Raw genomic sequence first — 18,808 nt, forward strand, 5'->3', positions numbered from 1 at the left:
AGACAAAACAACTCACGCTAGATTTCCCGGGTGGTCGTTCAGACGCCGCCCGCGCCGGTTCGGCGCTCTCGTTGGCGGAAATTCGCAGCAGTCGGCGGCATAGTCTTCATCCTCGCCGCACTCTACGTCGGATCGTTACTCGGGTATCACGCGCTGAGCGGCTCCGCGCGGCCGCTTCCGCCGGCCAACCTCGGCACCACCGACGACACGGTGGTGGTGGTGAACCTCATCGCGTTGCACACCACCGACAACCGCCTCGACGTGCAAGTGCTTGTGTATCCAGAGGATTCGCTGATGGATACCAACCTCGACGTGGTCAAGCAGGACATCGCTGTGCGGATGTACCCGGCCAACGAGCTGGGCGACCTCGAGTACAAGAAGGGCAAACCCACCACCGCGCAGTACAAGACGACGATCGACGCCAACGGCCACCCGGACCGCTGGCCGTTCGATTCCTACACCACCGACGAGATCAGTGCCGACGTGCTGGTGGGCGACGGTGACAACCGCGACTACGTGTCGGCACGCGTGGAAGTGACCGGATCGATAGAAGGCTGGGACATTTCGGCCAGGCGCAGCGGACCGGCGACCCAGTCGGCACCCGACGGGGACAATGTGACGCTCACCCTCCACCGGGCGCAGGGGCCGTTGTTCTTCGACCTCGGCATCTGCGTGGTGCTGCTGAGCCTGCCGATCATGGCGTTGTTCGTCGCGATCCAAATGCTGCGCGGCAAGAAGAAGTTCGTGCCGCCGTTCTCCACCTGGTACGCGGCCATGCTGTTTGCGATCGTGCCGCTGCGCAACATCCTGCCCGGTGCTCCACCACCGGGCGCGTGGATCGACCAGGCATTGGTGCTGTGGGTGCTGCTCGCGTTGGTGACGGCGATGGCGCTGTACATCTTCGCGTGGCACCGGCATTCGGAATGACGCCCGACGCACTGCTGGTGCGCACATAGCGCGAGCCCGCGCGCGAACAACCGTACGCTCGGCGTGTGATTCGCGCTTGGGCGTTGGCCGCCGTGCTGCTGATGACTGCGCTTGTCGGTGCGCCCGCAGCGGCGGCCGACCAATGCTCGCCACCCGGCGTGCAAGCCGCCAGCCCGCTGCCAACCAATCTCGCCAAGGCTGCCAAAGGCTCGGCCGAAGACAAGTACACGACCGCGACCGTCGAACCGCTGAGCGCCGTCGACGTCACCAAGCTGGGCCTCGGCACACCCGGCACGCTCGTCGTCGGCACCCTGTCGGACGCCCCGCCCAGCGTCTGCATCAACTCGGCCGGCCAGTTCAGCGGATTCGACAACGAACTGCTGCGGGCGGTCGCGGCCAAACTCGGGTTGCAAGTGCGGTTCGTCGGCACCGACTTCTCCGGCCTGCTCGCACAGGTGGCGTCGCGGCGGTTCGACGTCGGCTCGTCATCGATCACCACCACCGACGCGCGCCGGAAGACCGTCGGCTTCACCAACGGCTACGACTTCGGATACTTCTCACTGGTGGTGCCGCCCGGCTCGCCGATCACCGGATTCGACAAGCTCGCACCCGGCCAGCGGATCGGCGTGGTGCAAGGCACCGTGCAAGAGGCCTACGTGATCGACACCCTGCATCTGCAGCCGGTGAAGTTTCCCGACTACAACACGGTGTACGGCAGCCTCAAGACACGTCAAATCGACGCATGGGTGGCACCGTCGCAGCAGGCGGTAGGCACCGTGCGCCCCGGGGACCAGGCCGTGATCGTCGAAAACACTTTCAGTTTGGACAATTTCGTGGCGTGGGCGGTCGCCAAAGAGAACACGCCGCTTATCGACGCGCTGAACGCGGGTTTGGACGCGGTGATCGCGGACGGCACCTGGTCGCGGCTGTATTCCGAGTGGGTGCCTCGGGCGCTGCCGCCAGGCTGGAAGCCGGGCTCGAAGTCGGCGCCGCAGCCGGTCCTGCCTGACTTCGCGGCGATCGCGGCGAGCCACACTCCGCGCGCCAGCACCGCCCCCGCCCCGAAATCCACGCTGGCGCAACTGAAAGACGCGTTCTTCGATTGGGGTCTCTACAAGCAGGCGATCCCCGACCTGTTCAAGACCGGGCTGCCCAACACGCTGATCCTGACGATCAGCGCCAGCATCATCGGGGTGGTGCTGGGCATGGTGCTGGCCGTCGCGGGCATCTCGCGGGCCCGGTGGCTGCGCTGGCCGGCGCGGGTGTACACCGACGTGTTCCGCGGTCTGCCGGAGGTGGTGGTCATTCTGCTGATCGGTCTGGGCGTGGGGCCGGTGGTGGGCGGATTGACCGGCAACAACCCGTATCCGCTGGGCATCGCGGCGCTCGGGTTGATGGCGGCGGCCTACGTGGGTGAGATCTTCCGCTCCGGTATCCAAAGCGTCGAACCCGGACAGATGGAGGCGGCTCGCGCGCTCGGCTTCAGCTACCGGCGGGCGATGCGCCTTGTCGTTGTGCCGCAGGGCATTCGGCGGGTCCTGCCAGCACTGGTCAACCAGTTCATCTCGCTGCTGAAAGCCTCCGCGCTGGTGTATTTTCTCGGTCTGGTCGCGGGACAGCGTGAGCTGTTCCAAGTGGGCCGCGACCTCAACGCGCAGACCGGCAACCTGTCGCCGTTGGTGGCGGCCGGGCTGTTCTATCTGGCGCTGACCATTCCGCTGACGCATCTGGTGAACTACATCGACAACCGGCTACGGCAGGGCCGTGCGGTGGCCGAACCGGAAGACCCCCTCGCCGAGGCTCAGGAGATGGTGTAAGTGGTGGCCGAGGTGGCACGTCCGCAGCCGGTTTCGTTGTCCGGCAGAGAGATTCATTTGTCGTTCGGTAAAAACGCCGTGTTGCGCGGCGTCGACATCGACGTGGCGGCAGGAAGCACCGTCGCCGTCATCGGGCCGTCCGGGTCCGGCAAGTCGACGCTGCTGCGCACCCTCAATCGCCTCTACGAACCGGACCGCGGTGACATCCTGCTCGACGGCCGGTCGGTGCTCGAGGACAACCCCGACCAGTTGCGACAGCGGATCGGGATGGTGTTCCAGAACTTCAACCTGTTTCCGCACCGCACTGTGATCGACAACGTGATGCTGGCGCCGCGCAAGCTCAAACGGCTCTCGGCAGAGGCCGCCCGTGAACTTGCGTTGGCACAGCTGGACCGAGTTGGCTTGCGGCACAAGGCCGACGTCCGGCCCGCGACGTTATCGGGTGGCCAACAGCAGCGGGTGGCGATTGCGCGGGCGTTGGCGATGGCGCCGCAGGTGATGTTCTTCGACGAAGCGACCTCGGCGCTCGATCCGGAACTCGTGAAGGGCATCTTGGCGTTGATCGCCGACCTGGGCTCCGAGGGTATGACGATGATCGTGGTCACCCACGAGATGGGCTTCGCCCGCTCCGCGTCGGAGGCCGTAGTCTTCATGGACCATGGCCGGGTGGTGGAATTCGGTCCGCCAGAGCGCATTTTCGACGCACCCGAGACTGAGCGTCTACAACGGTTTTTGTCGCAGCTGTTATGACTTTCGGAGATATTGCCGGATAGGGTCCTGGCAGCCACCGACAGGTTAGACTGGCGAATTATGGTCGAGACCGAGCAGCAGGTCACCGAGCTGGCCGAAGGGCTGCACCGGGTGCTCTCCAAGCTGTTCTCGGTACTGCGCCGGGGCGACACCACCCGAGTGGCGACCGGTGACCTGACGCTGGCTCAGCTGTCGATATTGGTGACGCTCATCGACCGCGGACCGATCCGCATGACGGAGTTGGCCGCCCACGAGCGGGTGCGGACCCCGACCACCACCGTGGCTATCCGCCGGCTCGAGAAGCTCGGCTTGGTGAAGCGGTCGAAGGACCCGTCCGACCTGCGCGCCGTGCTAGTCGACATCACCGAGAAAGGTCTAGCCGTGCATCGGGAGTCGCTGGCGAACCGGCGCGCCGCGCTGGCCGAGATGCTCGCCGCGCTGTCGGCCGAAGACCGTGAACTGCTGGCGCGTGCCCTCGCACCGCTGGAGCGGCTGGGCGGCCAGTCTGCCACCTAGCTCTACCCGAGCCAGTCCAACACCGCTGCGGCGGTCCAGGACTGCTGCATGCTGCCCAGCGGCTCACCGGTGAAGGGCTCGTAGTATTCCGCGAACGTGCCGTCGCTGGCTTGGCGCAATCCCTCTCTGCTCAACGTGCGCGAGCGTTCAGCCCAGCCTCGCCTCGCAAACGCCCACGAGAACAACCACGTCATCACGGGCCAGACCGGCCCGCGCCAGTACTCCCGCGGCCGGAAGTCGCGGGAAACCGGCGACGTCGACGGGATCAACGCGTACTTCAGGTCGGGATGACCGCAGAACCTCGGACCTTCCAACAACCGCAGCAGCGCGCGCTCCCGGTCGTGCGGCAAGCCGCCGCACAACAGCGGGGCGAATTGGGCCACGGTCTCCGTGACGATCCACTTGTTCGCGCGAACATCGAAATCCCTTGCCGCTCCGGTTCTTTCATCTGCGGTTTCGACCACTCCGGCGCGGAAGCGTTCAGCCCAGCTGTACAGGTCTTTGATGTCGGCGTTCGGCCGGTGGTAGTCCTCGCCGATGTTGGCCAGCACCTCACAAGCCAGCGAGAAGATCGCGGAGACGAACACGTCCTCGACGACGAAGCTCATCACCGTCGGCAACTGTTCGTCGTCGTAGCGGACGGATTTCATCTCCTCGAGCAACCACAGGTAGCGGTCGTATTCGCCGTCGGTGGGCCGCTGCGACGGGTCGAGCACGATCATGTTGTCTTTGCGTCGATATGCCGGGACCGCACCGGGTGACACGTTGGCGTAGGCGGCATCCCATCGCGGTGAGTTGTCCATTCCGGACTCCCAGCCGTGATACAGAGTGATGCGGCCGCGGCCGCGCTGATCGCGCGCCTCGGCGAGCCATCGGTGCCAGCGGACCAAGTCGTCCCAGCGGCGGTCCAGAAATGCCTCGGCGACCTGTCGCGTGGAGCGGCCGCGCCGGCGGGCGTGGTCGAGGATGCGCTCGACCGCGATCGCGTGCACCGGCGGCTGCGTGATGCCCGACGTCTGGTGATGTGCCGGGGCATGTTCGGCCAACTCGGAGCAGGCCCATCGGGCCGGACCCGGGAAATAGCCGTCGACGTCGTTGGCAAACACGATGTGCGGGATCATCCCGTTCGCCCACTGCGCCGACAGAAGCGTGTCCAGCTCGACGACCGCGCGCTCGACGCTCAGCGGCGCCAAACCCACCGCGACGAACGCCGCGTCCCAGCTCCACATGTGCGGATACAGCAACGGCGCGGCCGTCGTCATCACACCCAGGTCGTTGCCGCGTAGCAGGTAGGCCGCTCGGGCGGCGAGCTGCGTCGGCGAGAAGCTGGGATCGGGGGCCATCAGTTCTATGATGCGGCCGGTCACGCCCGCTCGCTTGCCAAGCGAGCCGATAAGGTGGCCGGCATGCCGACCGCGCTGATCACCGGGGCCGGCGGCGGCCTCGGGTCCGCCATCGCCGATGCCCTCGCTCCCACGCATACGCTGCTGCTCGCGGGGCGGCCGTCCCAGCGGTTGGACGCCGTCGCGGGGCGAGTAGGCGCTTCTGTGGTGCCGTTGGATCTGACCGACGCCGACGCGCTCGATCTCGACGTCGGTGAGGAGCTCGACGTCCTGGTACACAACGCCGGGGTGGCGTTTCCGGACCGGCTCGCCGAGTCACGCATCGCCGACTGGCGAACGACGTTCGAAATCAACGTGATCGGCGCGGTGGCGCTGACCCATGCGCTGCTGCCTGCGCTTCGTCGTGCGAAAGGGCAAGTGCTGTTTGTCAATTCAGGCGCAGGGCTGCATGTGTTGCCCGGAATGGCGTCCTACTCGGCGAGCAAGTTCGCGCTGCGTGCGTACGCGGATTCGCTGCGGGCGGAGGAGCCGTCGTTGCGGGTGACGTCGGTTCACCCGGGGCGTATTGCTACCGACATGCAGCGTCAGCTCCGCGAATTCGAAGGCGGCGACTACGATCCCGCGAATTACCTACGGCCTGAGACGGTTGCCCGGGCGATCGCCGACATCGTCGCCACCCCGCCGGACGGACACGTGCACGAGGTCGTGATCCGTCACCGCGGCTGAACCTCGGGTTTCCCGGTGAGCGCCTAGACGACGAGGTTGACCAGCCGGCCGGGGACCACGATCACTTTCTTCGGCGTCGCACCGGCCAAGAACGTCGCCACCTTCTCGTCGGCCAGAGCAGCAGCCTCCAGCGCGTCCTTGTCCGCGTCCGCAGGCACTGAAATGTGGCCGCGCACCTTGCCGTTCACTTGAACGGGGTATTCGACGGTGTCCTCGGTCAGATAGCGCTCGTCGGCCTGCGGGAACGGGCCGTGCGCCAGCGACCCGTCGTGGCCGAGCCGCCGCCACATCTCCTCAGCCAAGTGCGGCGCCACGGGGGCCAGCATGCGCACCAGCGGCTCGACCGCAGCGCGTGCCGTGATTCCTTGCTTGGTCAGGTGATTGGTGTACTCGATCAGCTTGGCGATCGCTGTGTTGTTACGCAGGCCCGCATAGTCGTCGGCGACACCGGCGGCAGTGCGGTGCAGCGCCCGCAGCGTCTGCTCGTCGACGGATTCCTCGGACACCCTGGTTTCGCCGGTCTGCTCGTCGACCACCAACCGCCACACCCGCTGCAGGAACCGGTGCGCACCCACCACATCCTTTGTGGCCCAAGGCCTTGACGCCTCCAGCGGTCCCATCGCCATCTCGTACACTCGCAGGGTGTCTGCGCCGTACTCGTCGCAGATCTCGTCGGGCGACACCGAGTTCTTCAAACTCTTACCGATCTTGCCGAACTCCTGGAATACCTCGATCTCGCCGTCCGGGCCGGTGTAGTAGAACCTGCCGTCGCGTTCGACGACCTCGGCGGCGGGCACGTAGGCGCCGCGGGAGTCGGTGTAGGCGAACGCCTGGATGTAGCCCTGGTTGACCAGTCGCCGGTAGGGTTCACATGAGCTCACATGCCCCAGGTCGAACAGCACCTTGTGCCAGAACCGGCAATACAGCAGGTGCAGCACCGCGTGCTCGACGCCGCCGACGTAAAGGTCGACGCCGCCTGGGTCATTCGGGCCGTGCTCGGCGGGCCGGGGACCCATCCAATACGCCTCGTTCTCTTTGGCGCAGAACCGTTCTGAGTTGTGCGGGTCGGTGTAACGCAGCTCGTACCAGCAGCTGCCAGCCCACTGCGGCATCACGTTGGTGTCGCGGGTGTAGGTCTTGACTCCGTCGCCGAGATCGAGTTCGACGTGCACCCAGTCAGTGGCCTTGTTCAGCGGCGGCGACGGCTCGCTGTCGGCATCCTCGGGGTCGAACAGCACTGGTGAGTAGTCGGAGATGTCGGGTAGCACCACGGGCAGTTCCGACTCGGGCAGCGGATGGGGGTGGCCGTCCTCGTCGTAGACGATCGGAAACGGCTCGCCCCAGTACCGTTGGCGAGCGAACAGCCAGTCGCGCAGCTTGTATTCGATCCGGGCCCGGCCTCTGCCATCGGATTCCAGGCGCCGTGTGATCGCCTCCTTGGCGGCGGGCACGTCGAGACCGTTGAGGTAGGCGGAGTTGACGAGGAGTCCCTCCCCGGTGTAGGCCTCGCGCGAAACATCGCCTCCGGCAATGACTTCCACAATAGGTAGCCCGAACTCGGTAGCGAACTCCCAGTCGCGTTGGTCGTGGCCGGGGACCGCCATGATGGCGCCGGTGCCGTAGCCCACCAGCACATAGTCGGCGATGAAGACGGGCACCCGCTCACCATTGGCCGGGTTGGTGGCGTAGGTGCCAAGGAAGACACCGGTTTTCGCCTTGTTCTCTTGACGCTCGAGGTCCGACTTCGCGGCGATCGAACGCCGGTAGGCTGCGACGGCCGCCCTCGGGTTCTGGGCACCGAAGGTCCAGCGGGGATCGACACCTTCCGGCCAGTGGTCGGTTACCAGCCGGTCGACGAGGTCGTGTTCAGGCGCCAGCACCATGTAGGTGGCGCCGAAGAGCGTGTCCGGCCGCGTGGTGAACACCTCGATGTCCACCGGTGCACCATCGTTCGCAGTGGCGGCGAACAAGGCCGCTGCGCCGGTGGAGCGGCCGATCCAGTTGCGCTGCATGGTCTTGACCTTCTCCGGCCAGTCCAGCAGGTCGAGGTCGTCGAGCAGCCGGTCGGAATAGGCGGTGATGCGCATCATCCACTGCCGCAATCGTTTTCGAAAGACCGGGAAGTTGCCGCGCTCACTGCGGCCCTCGGCGGTGACCTCTTCGTTGGCCAGCACGGTGCCCAGGCCGGGGCACCAGTTGACCAGCGAGTCGGCGCGGTAGACCAGCCGGAAAGAGTCTACGACGTCGGCGCGCTCTCCCTTCGAGAGCTCCGCCCAGCTGCGGCCGTCCGCCAATGTGCGCGCGCCCGACTCGAATTCGGCGATCAGCTCGGCGATGGGCCGGGCCCTATTCGCGTCGTCGTCGTACCAGGCGTTGTAGATCTGCAGGAAGATCCACTGCGTCCACTTGTAGAACTCGACATCGGTGGTGGAAAAGCTGCGCCGCGAATCGTGACCGAATCCCAGCCGCCCCAGTTGACGGCGGAAGTTGACGATGTTGGCTTCGGTGCGCGTGCGCGGATGCGTGCCGGTCTGGATCGCGTACTGCTCGGCGGGCAGGCCGAAGGCGTCGAAACCCAACGCGTGCAACACGTTGCGGCCCGTCATCCGGCAGTATCGCGCGTAGACGTCGGTGGCGATGTAGCCCAGCGGGTGCCCGACGTGCAGGCCTTCGCCTGACGGGTAGGGAAACATGTCCTGGACGAACATCTTGTCGTCGGGCACGGCGCTGCCGTCCGCAGGTGCCAGCGACCCGACCGGATTGGGCACGTTGAACGTGCCGGTCTCGGCCCAGTATTGCTGCCATGACCGCTCGATCTTGCCGGCGAGCTCCGCGGTGTAGCGGAACTCGGGCACGTCGGCGTCGGCGCGTGGGCCGGTAGGGGACGGGGAGTCGGTCACCCCCACAGGTTAGTCAGCGGCCTCTGATGGCGCGCCCGCAGACGGTGCCGCGCAAGCCCCGGTGCTGGCGATCCCAGTGTGAGCAGTTCCTGTCTCAGTCGTCGCGCACGCTGTCGTAGCGTTGATTTGGGCGGCTCGATCCGCCGGCTTCAAACCCGGCAGCGGTCACAAGGCATGCCAGTCGCAGGGATCAGGTAGCAGGGATAAGGAGGTTCTATGAACGGGCGGATTGCCGTTGATTCCGATCGGTTGCTGGACTTCGCTGCCATGTGCCGGCGTCGCGCTGCCGAGGTAGCTGCTACCGGCTCGACGCCCCCGCGCCTCAGGTCTTCTCCGCAGTGGTGACCGCGTCGTTCGATGTGACATCCACAACTATGCCGTTAACAGCGCCGCGGGCGGCGCACTCATCGAGCAATCGCTCGTTATCGGCACCGACACGTCGTCGGCGCTGGAATCTGAAGTCAACAAACTGACCGAAAATCTTCACCAGTCGCTACTGGCAAGCATCGCCAGTGCACCCAATCCGGGGCAGGTGGAGTCACCGTGATCAAATCTATGGGACTAGCCTCGCCGGCGCTGCGAGACAAATCGCCCCGTCAGCACAATCGGCTGCGATTGGTAGAAATTTGATGAGTGTTATTCGTGTGAATTATCTGCCCGAGTTCGAATACGGGCATGACGCGGTGCTGTTGACCATGGATGGCGCGGGCGTTGACACATTTCGAGCCGCGCTAAGCGACGCCTTGCATCAAGGGACATCACTTCTCGAGCACGCCGGCGTGACGCACGAATTTCGCATCCAGTCAGGCGCGGCCAATATCGACCTCGACAAGACCCATGTGGTATGGCGACTCGATATCGCTAAGGCCCGTGAAATCGTCTTGGAGTTGGATAATTTGAGCAGGAAAGGCTGCGCGGGTCACAACTACGTCGACATGTTGACGCCTGCGCCCACCCTGGTTGTGTCCCGTGATGAATACGTCGACGTCGTCTATCCATGGGTCTCACCTGCATCGGTAAATCACGGTCGTCCGCATTAGCGTCCGGGCTGCATGGCCAGGTCTCGGTTGCGTTGCGGACCGATCAGAGGTCGGTTCCAGCTCTAGTGGTACCAGAGTGACGGTTGTTACCGTCGGCTCTCGCCGCGCGCGGGGAAGGAGGAGGGAGCGTAATGGTCAACTGCGAAGAGCGGCTTGCGCGACGAGACGGTGGCATCGCGAAGGGCCGAATGTGGTTAGCGGCGGCGGGAGCGTGCGCCGCAGGCGCTGCCGGTGTCGTCTGCCTGTCCATCCCCAGCGCCGGCGCCGAACCACTGCCCCCGCCCGTGCCGACGCCCGTCACGGTCACCCAAACCGTGACCGTCGCGCCCGGCCTGGTGGCACCGCACGCGGTCCCCCAGGTCGCTGCCGCGCCCGTGCAGCGCGCGCCGGTCGGCTTCGCTCCCGCGCCCAGCGCGCCCGTCGCCGGGGCGCCCTCCGCGCCGATGGTGCCGCAGTCCGGGGTCACCGCCGCGACACCCGCCGTGCCCGCGCCCACGTTGGTGCCAGCGACGTCGGGCACCATCACCGACTTCCTGAAGAGCAAGAACGTCAAGCTGGAACCCCAACGCGCACAAGGCTTCCAGGCTTTCAACATCACGTTGCCGATGCCGCCTGGCTGGACGCAGGTGCCCGACCCGAACGTCCCGGACGCGTTCGCGGTGATCGCCAACCGAACCAGCCCCGACCTCTACACGCCTAATGCGCAGGTGGTCGTCTACAAGCTGGTCGGCGACTTCGACCCGAAGGAAGCGATCACCCACGGGTTCGTCGACAGCCAGTCGCTGCCGGCCTGGCGCACCACCGACGCGTCGTTTGCGGACTTCTACGGGTTCCCGTCGTCGATCATCGAGGGCACCTACCGCCAAAACGACATGACGCTGAACACGTCGCGGCGGCATGTGATTGCGACGGCCGGCGCCGACCGGTACCTGGTGTCCTTGTCGGTGACGTCGCTGGCCAACATTCAGGGCGCGCCGTCCGCCGCCGACGCCACGGACGCAATCGTCAATGGCTTCCGGGTCGCACCGGCGACAGCAGCACCGCCCGCGCCGGCAGCCCAGCCCGGCCCTGCACCCACCCGGTAGGCGCCCTCTGCGGGGCTTTCGGCGCTCTCGTATTGTGACCGCATGCTCGTTGCCGGTGTGTTGTGCCTGTGCGCCGCCGGAGTTTTGGCAGTACTGGGTGCCCGGGCGCTGGCGCGGCCGGCTCCGGCCGGTGGTGCACAACAGGTGCTGCGTGCGGTCGCACCCACCCAGTTGGCAGCCGCGATGATGCTGGCCGCCGGTGGTGTCGTCGCTCTGTCGAGCCGGCCCTCGGTCGGGCTGCTGGCGCTGTGCATCACCGGAGCGGTCGGCACGGTCGCCGTCGGGGTGTGGCAGGGCGCCCGCTATGCGCAGGTCGCCTTGCAGCGCGGTGGTTCCTGTCAGCGTGACCTACCCTGCGCTTCCTGCACACAGTCGTGCCGATAGCGCGGATCCCGCGGCTGCCCGTCGACTCGTTCGTTCTGGCCCTGCTCGCGACCGTCGGGCTGGCCGCGCTGGCCCCGGCAACGGGTGTCGGCGCCGACGTCGTGTCAGTGACCACCAAAGTCGCAATCGCTCTGCTGTTCTTGCTGTACGGCGTGCGGCTGTCGCCGGTGCAGGCCCTGCACGGGCTGCGGCACTGGCGCCTGCACCTGATGGTGCTCGCGGTCACGTTCATCGTGTTTCCACTGCTCGGCCTCGCGGCGCGAGTCTTCGAACCGAGCCTGCTCGACGCCGAGCTCTACACCGGGTTGTTGTTCCTGTGCCTGGTGCCGTCGACCGTGCAATCGTCGATCGCGTTCACATCGATCGCTCGCGGCAACGTCGCGGCGGCGATCGTCAGCGCCACGATCTCCAACATCCTGGGTGTGATCCTGACCCCGCTGTTGGTGGTCGCGTTGATGCGAACCAGCGGCGGTGCGCGGTTCGACGGAACCGCCGTGGTGGACATCGTCCTGCAACTGCTGGCGCCGTTCGTCGTCGGGCAACTGCTGCGGCCGTGGGTCGCGGACTGGGTGTACCGGCACACGACGCTGACCAAAGTGGTGGACCGCGGCTCGATCCTGCTGGTGGTCTACGCCGCGTTCTCGGCCGGTATCACCGAACGCGTCTTCAGCGCGGTGACGCCGTGGCGGCTGGCCGCACTCGTGGCGGTCTGTGGCGCCTTGCTGGCGGTGGTGCTAGCGGTGACCTCGATGCTGGCCCGGCTAGCGCGGCTCAACCGGGGCGACGCGATTGTCGTGCTGTTCTGCGGATCGAAGAAGAGCCTGGCGTCAGGTCTGCCGATGGCCCTGGTTCTCTTCGGCTCGGCCAGTGTGGGTCTGATCATGTTGCCGCTCATGGTGTTTCACATGATTCAGCTGCTGGTGTGCGCGGTGATCGCTGGTCGGCTGTCCCGGCAAGGCGTGCCGGAAACTGCCCCCGGCTAGTTGCGGCTGACGTCGATGGGATGGGTTGCCAGCAGCGACAGCGGCAACGGCTGACGCCGCAGCACCCGCGCCCAAAGGTCCACTCGCGGCTCGACGAGCACGTCAGAAGGCAACGCGGACAACACGATCCAGTCATCCCGCTCGATCTCGCCTTCGAGCTGACCGATGGTCCACCCCGAGTAGCCCGCGAAAATACGCACCCCTTCGACCAACGGGGCGATCGAGTCGGGCTCGGCGTCGAGGTCCACCATCACCACGCGGCCCTGCACGTGACGTAGCCCCGGCACACCGTCACAGGTGACACCCACCCGCAGCGTCGCCAAGCACAGCGCCGCGTCGCGCTTGACCGGACCCCCGATGAACATGGTCTTGGGCTTGGCCGCCAACTTTGCCCACTGCGGCAACACGTTGTACACCGCAGTCTCGCTCGGCCGGTTGAGCACCACACCTAGTGTGCCGCCGTCGTTGTGCTCGACGACGTAGATCACGCTGCGCCGAAACGTCGGCTCGAGCAGGTCGGTGTTGGCCAACAGCAGAGTGCCGGAGCGCACCCGATTGGTAGTGGGAGCGTAATCCTCCGGATCCTCTGAGTAAGCCACGTCACCATCATGTCACCAGCACAGCGCAATTGGGGCGATCGGCGGATGCTGGGCTCGATATTTGTACTGTAGGTTCGGCTCGCTCTGTGGCGGCGGCTGGCAGGAAGTGACTTGAGTGGTTGACGTGCACGCACCGGCCGCGGTGTGGCGGTCGGTCCGGGCCATGCCCGAGTTCGGGCGGCTGCTCGCTCTGCGCGTCGCCAGCCAGTTCGGCGACGGGCTGTTCAACGCGGGGCTTGCCGGGGCATTGCTGTTCAACCCTGATCGGGCCGCGACGCCGGGCGACGTCGCGTGGTCGTTCGCGGTGCTGTTTCTGCCGTATTCGCTTCTCGGGCCCTTCGCCGGTGCGCTGCTGGACCGGTGGGACCGCCGCTTCGTGCTGGTCGGTGCCAACGCCGCGCGGCTGATCCTCGTCATCGGTGTGGGCGCGCTGCTGGCCATCGGCTCCGGCGGCCATGTGATCCTCGCCGGGGCCCTGCTGGTCAACGGCGTCAACCGGTTCGTCACCTCCGGGTTGTCAGCGGCGCTGCCTCATGTGGTGCCGCGCGATCAAGTGGTGCGAATGAACGCGCTCGCCACTGCGGTGGGGGCCGTCGCCAGCTTCGTCGGCGCCAACTTCATGCTGGTGACCCGCTGGCTCTTCGGCGCCAACGACACCGCTTCTGCCGCAGTCATTTTCGTCGTCGCCGCCCCGGTTCTTGTGGCGCTGCTGCTGGCGTTGCGGTTCCCGCCGCACAGCCTCGGCCCAGACGAGACCGCGCGATCGATTCACGGTTCGGCCGTCTACGCCGTGGCCACCGGCTGGCTGCACGGATTGCGGACCGTCGTCGCGACACCCAGTGTCGCGGCGACTCTGTCGGGACTTGCTGCACATCGCATCGCGTTCGGCGTCAACACGCTGCTGCTGCTGGTGATCGCGCGGCACACCGGTGCGCAAGGCGTCGCGGGCCTTGGCGTGGCCGCGGTGTTCCTTGCCGCCGCGGCCACCGGCGCGTTCGCCGCAACCCTGCTCACGCCGGCGCTCGTGCGACGCGTGGGCCGGATCGCCGCTGCCAACATTGCGCTCGCAGCGGCGACCGCGGTCCAGCTCGTCGGCGCCGCACTGGTCTTGCCGGTGATGCTGGTGTGCGCGCTCTTCCTGGGCGCAGCCGGGCAGGTGGTCAAGTTGTGCGCGGACACCGCGATGCAGATCGACGTGGACGACCCCCGCCGCGGCCATGTGTTCGCCGTGCAGGACTCGCTTTTCTGGCTGACGTTCGTGGCGGCGGCCGCGGCGGCCGCGGCGCTGGTACCGGCCGACGGCCACTCCCCCGCACTCGCCTTGGCGGCGGCCGGTGCCTACCTGGCCGGCATGGTGGTGCACGCCACGGTCGGCCGGCGGCACGTGGGCTCTGCCGAGGGTTAATGTTTGCGGCATGGCGGATGCGGCTCCTATCGTCGACGACCTGCGCGCAGAGAGTGACGAACTCGACGCCCTGGTTGCCTCGCTGCCTGAAAGCCGTTGGCGGACAGCCACACCCGCGCCCGGTTGGACGATTGCGCACCAGATCGGTCACTTGTTGTGGACCGACCGGGTGGCGCTGACGTCGGTCACCGACGAACCCGCGTTCGGCGAGCTGCTGGCGGCCGCGGCCGCCGATCCCACCGGGTTCGTGGACGCCGCGGCCGAAGAGGAGTCGAGGCGGTCGCCTGCCGAGCTGCTCGACGACTGGCGCATCACGCGTCGGCGGCTACACGACGAGCTGCTCGCGGTACCGCCGACCCGCAAGCTGATGTGGTTCGGGCCGCCGATGAGCGCCTCGTCGATGGCCACTGCGCGGTTGATGGAGACGTGGGCGCATGGCCTCGACGTGGCTGACGCGCTGCAGGTGCAGCGGGAGCCCACCGCGCGGCTGCGTTCGATCGCACACCTCGGGGTGCGCACCCGTGACTATGCGTATGCGGTGCACGGCCTGCCTGTGCCGGCCGAGCCGTTTCGGGTGGAGCTGGCCGCTCCCGACGGTTCCACATGGACGTGGGGCCCCGAGGATGCTCGTCAGCGGATCACCGGTTCAGCGTTGGACTTCTGCTACTTGGTGACGCAACGGCGGCCGCTGTCGGCACTCGACGTCAAGGCAGAGGGCGACGACGCTGCGCATTGGCTGACGATCGCGCAGGCGTTCGCCGGCCCGCCCGGACCCGGCCGCTGAGCCTGCCGACGCAAAGCGTCGCTCTCGGCATCAGAGCAATTCCGCTGCGGAGTATGCACTCGCTAATCGCGCGTCTGTGGTCAGCAGCGGAAGGCCGAGTCGCTCAGCAAGCTCGACGTAGAGCGCGTCAACTAGGCGAAAGCTGTTCCGTCGGCGCCAGGCACCGACGACAAGGCTGTCGGACGGGTGGCGTGTGAACGGCGCGCGTTGGAGAGCCTCAACACAGGCGGTGGCGTCTTCGACATCGACCAGGTCCGCCCGCCATAGCCGGCCGACCGCGGAGAGCACCTCGGCGTCGAAATGTGCCGGCACGTGAACCTGGGCAATCTCCAGCCGATCGCGGGCTCCGATGCGACCCAGCAACAGGTCAACCATGGCCGATGCGTCAAGGACGATACTCGCCTCGCTCACCTGCCGAACTCGTCGCGCGCCTGGTCGAGCGCGGCGATCGCCGTCTCATGCTCAACGGGTCGGCTGACGACGGGCAGGTCACCAAGCCAGCTCGCCATCGCCGTTCGCGTGAGTTCGGCGGCAATTGCGGCCTGGGTCAGCGCTGACACATTCAACCCTCGAGCACGGGCGCGCTCGGCCAACTCGTCGGGAACGTAGACATTCAGCCGGGCCATACACATAAATGTACACACCAGGCGGATCGCTACAGCTGTTTGGACATGTCGGCGGCACCGTCGCCGTCGGTGTCGGCGAGCTCGAGGTCCCAGCGCCCGTCGCCGTCGGTGTCCACGTAGCCGACTGCGCCGTCGTCGCACAGCACCCGGTCGGCCAGTCCGTTGCCATCGCTGTCGACCAGCCGGTCGTCGTCCTGCCCGTCGCCGTCGAAGTCGACGCTCGGGCCGCCGGTGTGTTCGATGCCGTCGAGGCTGAACCAGCGCAGTTGACCGGCGCGCTGCGCCGCTACCGCCCACGTGCCCGACCCGTCGTCGGTGAACCAGCTTTCGGCGGTGCCGTCGTCGTCGACATCCAGTGCGACGTGGTCGGCGAGCCCGTCGCCGTCGAGGTCGGCGATCGCGTCGTCGAGGCGACCGTCGCCGTCGAAATCCAGCCGCAATGCGTCCAGCTCACCGTCGCCGTCGAGGTCGGTGTCCGGTGTGCCCACCCACATCGACGCGGAGCCGTCACCGGCACCGAAGCAGTACTCCATGCCGGTTGGACGCCGCCCTACCTTCGCGCGTTCCACCACTTCAGCAGCTCGGCGGTGGCCTCCTCTTTCGACAGCGGGCCGCGCTCCAGCCGCAACTCCTTCAGGTACCGCCACGCCTCTCCGACTTGGGGGCCGGCCGGGATGCCCAGCAGCTGCATGATCTCGTTGCCGTCGAGGTCGGGCCGCACCCGCTGCAGATCCTCCTGGGCGGCGAGCTCGGCGATGCGTCGCTCGAGATCGTCGTAGTTGGCCTGCAGCCGCGCGGCGCGGCGCTTGTTGCGGGTGGTGCAGTCAGCGCGGACCAGCTTGTGCAGCTTGGGCAGCAGGGGGCCGGCGTCGGTGACGTAGCGCCGCACCGCCGAGTCGCTCCACTTGCCGTCCCCATAACCGTGAAAACGCAGATGCAGATACACCAGCTGCGAGACGTCGTCGATCATCTGCTTGGAGTACTTCAGGGCGCGCATCCGCTTGCGCACCATCTTCGCGCCGACCACCTCGTGATGGTGGAAGCTGACCCCGCCGTCGGGCTCGAGCTTGCGGGTCACCGGCTTGCCGATGTCGTGCAGCAGCGCCGCCCAGCGCAACACCAGATCCGGGCCGTCGTTCTCGAGCTCGATCGCCTGCCGCAGGACGGTCAGAGAGTGCCGGTAGACGTCCTTGTGCTGATGGTGTTCGTCGATCGCCAGCCGCATCGCGCCGACCTCCGGCAGCACCACGTCGCCCATGCCGGTGTCGACCATCAGCTCGATGCCGGCCACCGGGTCCTGACCCAGCAGCAACTTGTCGAGTTCGGCGGCCACCCGTTCGGCGGTGATCCGGCTCAGCTGCGGCGCCATCTGCTCGATGGCGGCACGCACCCGCGGCGCGACGGAGAAGCCGAGCTGCGAGACGAACCGCGCCGCCCGCAGCATCCGCAGCGGGTCGTCGCCGAACGACACCTCCGGCGCGGACGGCGTATCGAGGAGCCGATCACGGATCGCCGCCAGCCCGTTGAGCGGATCGATGAAGTCCGCCGGGCCGTCCGCAGTGATCCGCACGGCCATCGCGTTCGCCGTGAAATCGCGGCGGACCAGGTCCTCGTCGATGCTGGTGCCGAACCGCACGTCCGGATTGCGCGACACCTGATCGTAGGTGTCGGAGCGGAAGGTAGTGATCTCGAACCGGTGCTCGCCTTTGGTAGCCCCGATGGTGCCGAACTCAATGCCGATGTCCCACAAGCCATCCGCCCAGGGACGCAGGATCTGCTGCACCTCTTCGGGAGGTGCGTCGGTGGCGAAGTCGAAGTCGGCGCCCAACCGGCCCAGGACCGCGTCTCGCACACTGCCGCCCACCAGATACAGTTCGCGGTTCGCCCGGACGAACACCGAGCCCAGGGAGCGCAGCGTGTCCGCGTGCTGATTCAGTGCAACCGCGGCGCCGGCGAGCAGTTCGGCGTCGGAGGCGGTTTCAGGCACGTTCGACTACCCTAATGCGCACTCCCCAGCCATACGGTGCGCCCCGTCCACCGGCGCGTGGGCCAGGAGTGAAATGTCATGACAGCTACTATCGCTTGGGTGTCGGACGGCGAACAGGCAAGGCCGCGACGGCGCCGAGGTCGGCGCCGAGGCAAGCGTGCCGCCGCCCCCACTGACACCGCAGCCCCGCAGTCCACGAAGCAAACCCCCACCCCAAGCAGTGACACGAAACCGGCAAAACGCGGCCGTCGATCGCCGGACCGCTTGCGTACCGTGCACGAAACCTCTGCGGGTGGATTGGTGGTCGACGGACTCGACGATCCGCACGGCAGCCAGATGGCGGCACTGATCGGCCGCATCGACCGGCGCGGCCGGATGCTGTGGTCGCTGCCGAAGGGCCACATCGAACTCGGCGAGACCGCCGAGCAGACCGCGATCCGGGAAGTTGCCGAGGAAACCGGCATCCAGGGCGACGTGCTCGCCTCGCTCGGCAGCATCGACTACTGGTTCGTCACCGAAGGCCGGCGCGTCCACAAGACCGTGCACCACTACCTCCTGCGGTTCCTCGGCGGCGAGCTGTCCGACCGCGACCTCGAAGTCAGCGAGGTGGCCTGGGTGCCGCTGGACGAGCTGCCGTCGCGGCTGGCCTACGCCGACGAACGCCGGCTCGCGGAGGTAGCCGGTGAGCTGATCCAGACCCTGCACACCAAGGGGCCCGGCGCGCTGCCGCCGCTGCCGCACAGCACACCGTGGCGGCGGCGCCAGACACACAGCCGGACCCGACGGCGGCGCGACGAGCAGACGCCAGAGGGCGAGCGACTGCGCGAAGCTCGCGAGCCGCTTGCGCAAGAAGCAGATAGTGGCGAGTCCGACCGGACGAACGGTCACAGGCGCCGGCAGTGACACCTTCGCGGCGCCGCGCACTCCTGCGGGCAC

The 18,808-nt window shown here is 67.1% G+C and carries 18 protein-coding genes and 1 pseudogene; 12 read left to right on the forward strand and 7 right to left on the reverse strand.

Annotated features, from left to right (window positions below; all coding sequences use genetic code 11):
- Nucleotides 1-30 precede the first annotated feature (30 nt).
- From AC5Y4N_RS09360 to AC5Y4N_RS09375, 4 genes are all read left to right on the forward strand, one after another.
- Nucleotides 31-927, forward strand: coding sequence for a DUF4436 domain-containing protein (locus AC5Y4N_RS09360; RefSeq protein ID WP_499904455.1), 897 nt, complete (start codon nt 31-33; stop codon nt 925-927).
- 101 nt (nt 928-1,028) lie between these two features.
- Nucleotides 1,029-2,744 (forward strand): ABC transporter substrate-binding protein/permease, encoded by a 1,716-nt coding sequence (locus AC5Y4N_RS09365; protein ID WP_499906250.1) that lies wholly within the window; start codon nt 1,029-1,031, stop codon nt 2,742-2,744.
- 3 nt (nt 2,745-2,747) lie between these two features.
- Nucleotides 2,748-3,494 carry an amino acid ABC transporter ATP-binding protein gene (locus tag AC5Y4N_RS09370; RefSeq protein ID WP_499904453.1) on the forward strand — a complete coding sequence of 249 codons (747 nt, stop codon included), beginning with the start codon at nt 2,748-2,750 and terminating at the stop codon, nt 3,492-3,494.
- Nucleotides 3,495-3,554: 60 nt separating this feature from the next.
- A complete protein-coding gene (locus tag AC5Y4N_RS09375; RefSeq protein ID WP_499904451.1) occupies nt 3,555-4,010 on the forward strand; it encodes a MarR family winged helix-turn-helix transcriptional regulator in 456 nt (151 codons plus the stop codon).
- Between the two features lie 2 nt (nt 4,011-4,012).
- On the opposite strand, the gene ggh is transcribed toward AC5Y4N_RS09375, so the two are convergent.
- Entirely contained in the window at nt 4,013-5,353 is a 1,341-nt protein-coding gene (gene ggh, locus AC5Y4N_RS09380; protein ID WP_499904449.1) for a glucosylglycerate hydrolase, read from the reverse strand.
- 63 nt (nt 5,354-5,416) lie between these two features.
- Here ggh and AC5Y4N_RS09385 point away from each other — a divergent pair, with 63 nt between their 5' ends.
- Nucleotides 5,417-6,079, forward strand: coding sequence for an SDR family oxidoreductase (locus tag AC5Y4N_RS09385; RefSeq protein ID WP_499904446.1), 663 nt, complete (start codon nt 5,417-5,419; stop codon nt 6,077-6,079).
- Between the two features lie 23 nt (nt 6,080-6,102).
- Here the strand turns inward: AC5Y4N_RS09385 and leuS are convergent, their stop codons facing one another.
- Nucleotides 6,103-8,979 carry a leucine--tRNA ligase gene (gene leuS / locus AC5Y4N_RS09390; RefSeq protein ID WP_499904444.1) on the reverse strand — a complete coding sequence of 959 codons (2,877 nt, stop codon included), beginning with the start codon at nt 8,977-8,979 and terminating at the stop codon, nt 6,103-6,105.
- A 629-nt stretch (nt 8,980-9,608) separates the two neighbouring features.
- Here leuS and AC5Y4N_RS09395 point away from each other — a divergent pair.
- The 4 genes from AC5Y4N_RS09395 (at nt 9,609) to AC5Y4N_RS09410 (ending at nt 12,471) form a co-directional block, all read left to right on the forward strand.
- Nucleotides 9,609-10,019, forward strand: a complete 411-nt coding sequence (locus AC5Y4N_RS09395) for a hypothetical protein (protein WP_499904442.1) — start codon at nt 9,609-9,611, stop codon at nt 10,017-10,019.
- Nucleotides 10,020-10,150: 131 nt separating this feature from the next.
- Nucleotides 10,151-11,104: an LpqN/LpqT family lipoprotein gene (locus AC5Y4N_RS09400; protein ID WP_499904440.1), complete on the forward strand. Its 954-nt coding sequence runs from the start codon at nt 10,151-10,153 to the stop codon at nt 11,102-11,104.
- 42 nt (nt 11,105-11,146) lie between these two features.
- On the forward strand, nt 11,147-11,488 hold the full coding sequence (locus AC5Y4N_RS09405) for a hypothetical protein (protein WP_499904438.1): 342 nt from the start codon (nt 11,147-11,149) through the stop codon (nt 11,486-11,488).
- Entirely contained in the window at nt 11,485-12,471 is a 987-nt protein-coding gene (locus AC5Y4N_RS09410) for a bile acid:sodium symporter family protein (RefSeq protein ID WP_499906248.1), read from the forward strand. The genes AC5Y4N_RS09405 and AC5Y4N_RS09410 overlap by 4 nt, the downstream gene beginning before the upstream one ends.
- On the opposite strand, the gene AC5Y4N_RS09415 is transcribed toward AC5Y4N_RS09410, so the two are convergent.
- The gene (locus AC5Y4N_RS09415; RefSeq protein ID WP_499904436.1) at nt 12,468-13,070 is read right to left on the reverse strand and encodes a YqgE/AlgH family protein; all 603 of its coding nucleotides are present in this window, start codon (nt 13,068-13,070) and stop codon (nt 12,468-12,470) included. The genes AC5Y4N_RS09410 and AC5Y4N_RS09415 overlap by 4 nt on opposite strands.
- 163 nt (nt 13,071-13,233) lie before the next feature.
- Between AC5Y4N_RS09415 and AC5Y4N_RS09420 the strand changes: the two genes are divergently transcribed.
- Nucleotides 13,234-14,475, forward strand: coding sequence for an MFS transporter (locus AC5Y4N_RS09420; protein WP_499913602.1), 1,242 nt, complete (start codon nt 13,234-13,236; stop codon nt 14,473-14,475).
- A gap of 10 nt (nt 14,476-14,485) precedes the next feature.
- Nucleotides 14,486-15,259, forward strand: a complete 774-nt coding sequence (locus tag AC5Y4N_RS09425; RefSeq protein WP_499912683.1) for a TIGR03084 family metal-binding protein — start codon at nt 14,486-14,488, stop codon at nt 15,257-15,259.
- 30 nt (nt 15,260-15,289) lie between these two features.
- On the opposite strand, the gene AC5Y4N_RS09430 is transcribed toward AC5Y4N_RS09425, so the two are convergent.
- The 4 genes and pseudogenes from AC5Y4N_RS09430 to AC5Y4N_RS09445 form a co-directional block, all read right to left on the reverse strand.
- Entirely contained in the window at nt 15,290-15,655 is a 366-nt protein-coding gene (locus AC5Y4N_RS09430) for a type II toxin-antitoxin system VapC family toxin (protein ID WP_499912695.1), read from the reverse strand.
- Between the two features lie 118 nt (nt 15,656-15,773).
- A pseudogene (locus AC5Y4N_RS09435) lies at nt 15,774-15,891 on the reverse strand (type II toxin-antitoxin system CcdA family antitoxin); the annotation flags it as partial.
- 23 nt (nt 15,892-15,914) lie between these two features.
- Nucleotides 15,915-16,418, reverse strand: a complete 504-nt coding sequence (locus AC5Y4N_RS09440; protein WP_499912693.1) for a pullulanase — start codon at nt 16,416-16,418, stop codon at nt 15,915-15,917.
- A 17-nt stretch (nt 16,419-16,435) separates the two neighbouring features.
- Entirely contained in the window at nt 16,436-17,872 is a 1,437-nt protein-coding gene (locus AC5Y4N_RS09445) for a CCA tRNA nucleotidyltransferase (RefSeq protein WP_499912682.1), read from the reverse strand.
- 99 nt (nt 17,873-17,971) lie between these two features.
- Between AC5Y4N_RS09445 and AC5Y4N_RS09450 the strand changes: the two genes are divergently transcribed.
- Nucleotides 17,972-18,775 (forward strand): NUDIX hydrolase, encoded by an 804-nt coding sequence (locus tag AC5Y4N_RS09450; protein WP_499912680.1) that lies wholly within the window; start codon nt 17,972-17,974, stop codon nt 18,773-18,775.
- Nucleotides 18,776-18,808 lie beyond the last annotated feature (33 nt).

This window comes from Mycobacterium sp. NGS19, from assembly GCF_059813155.1.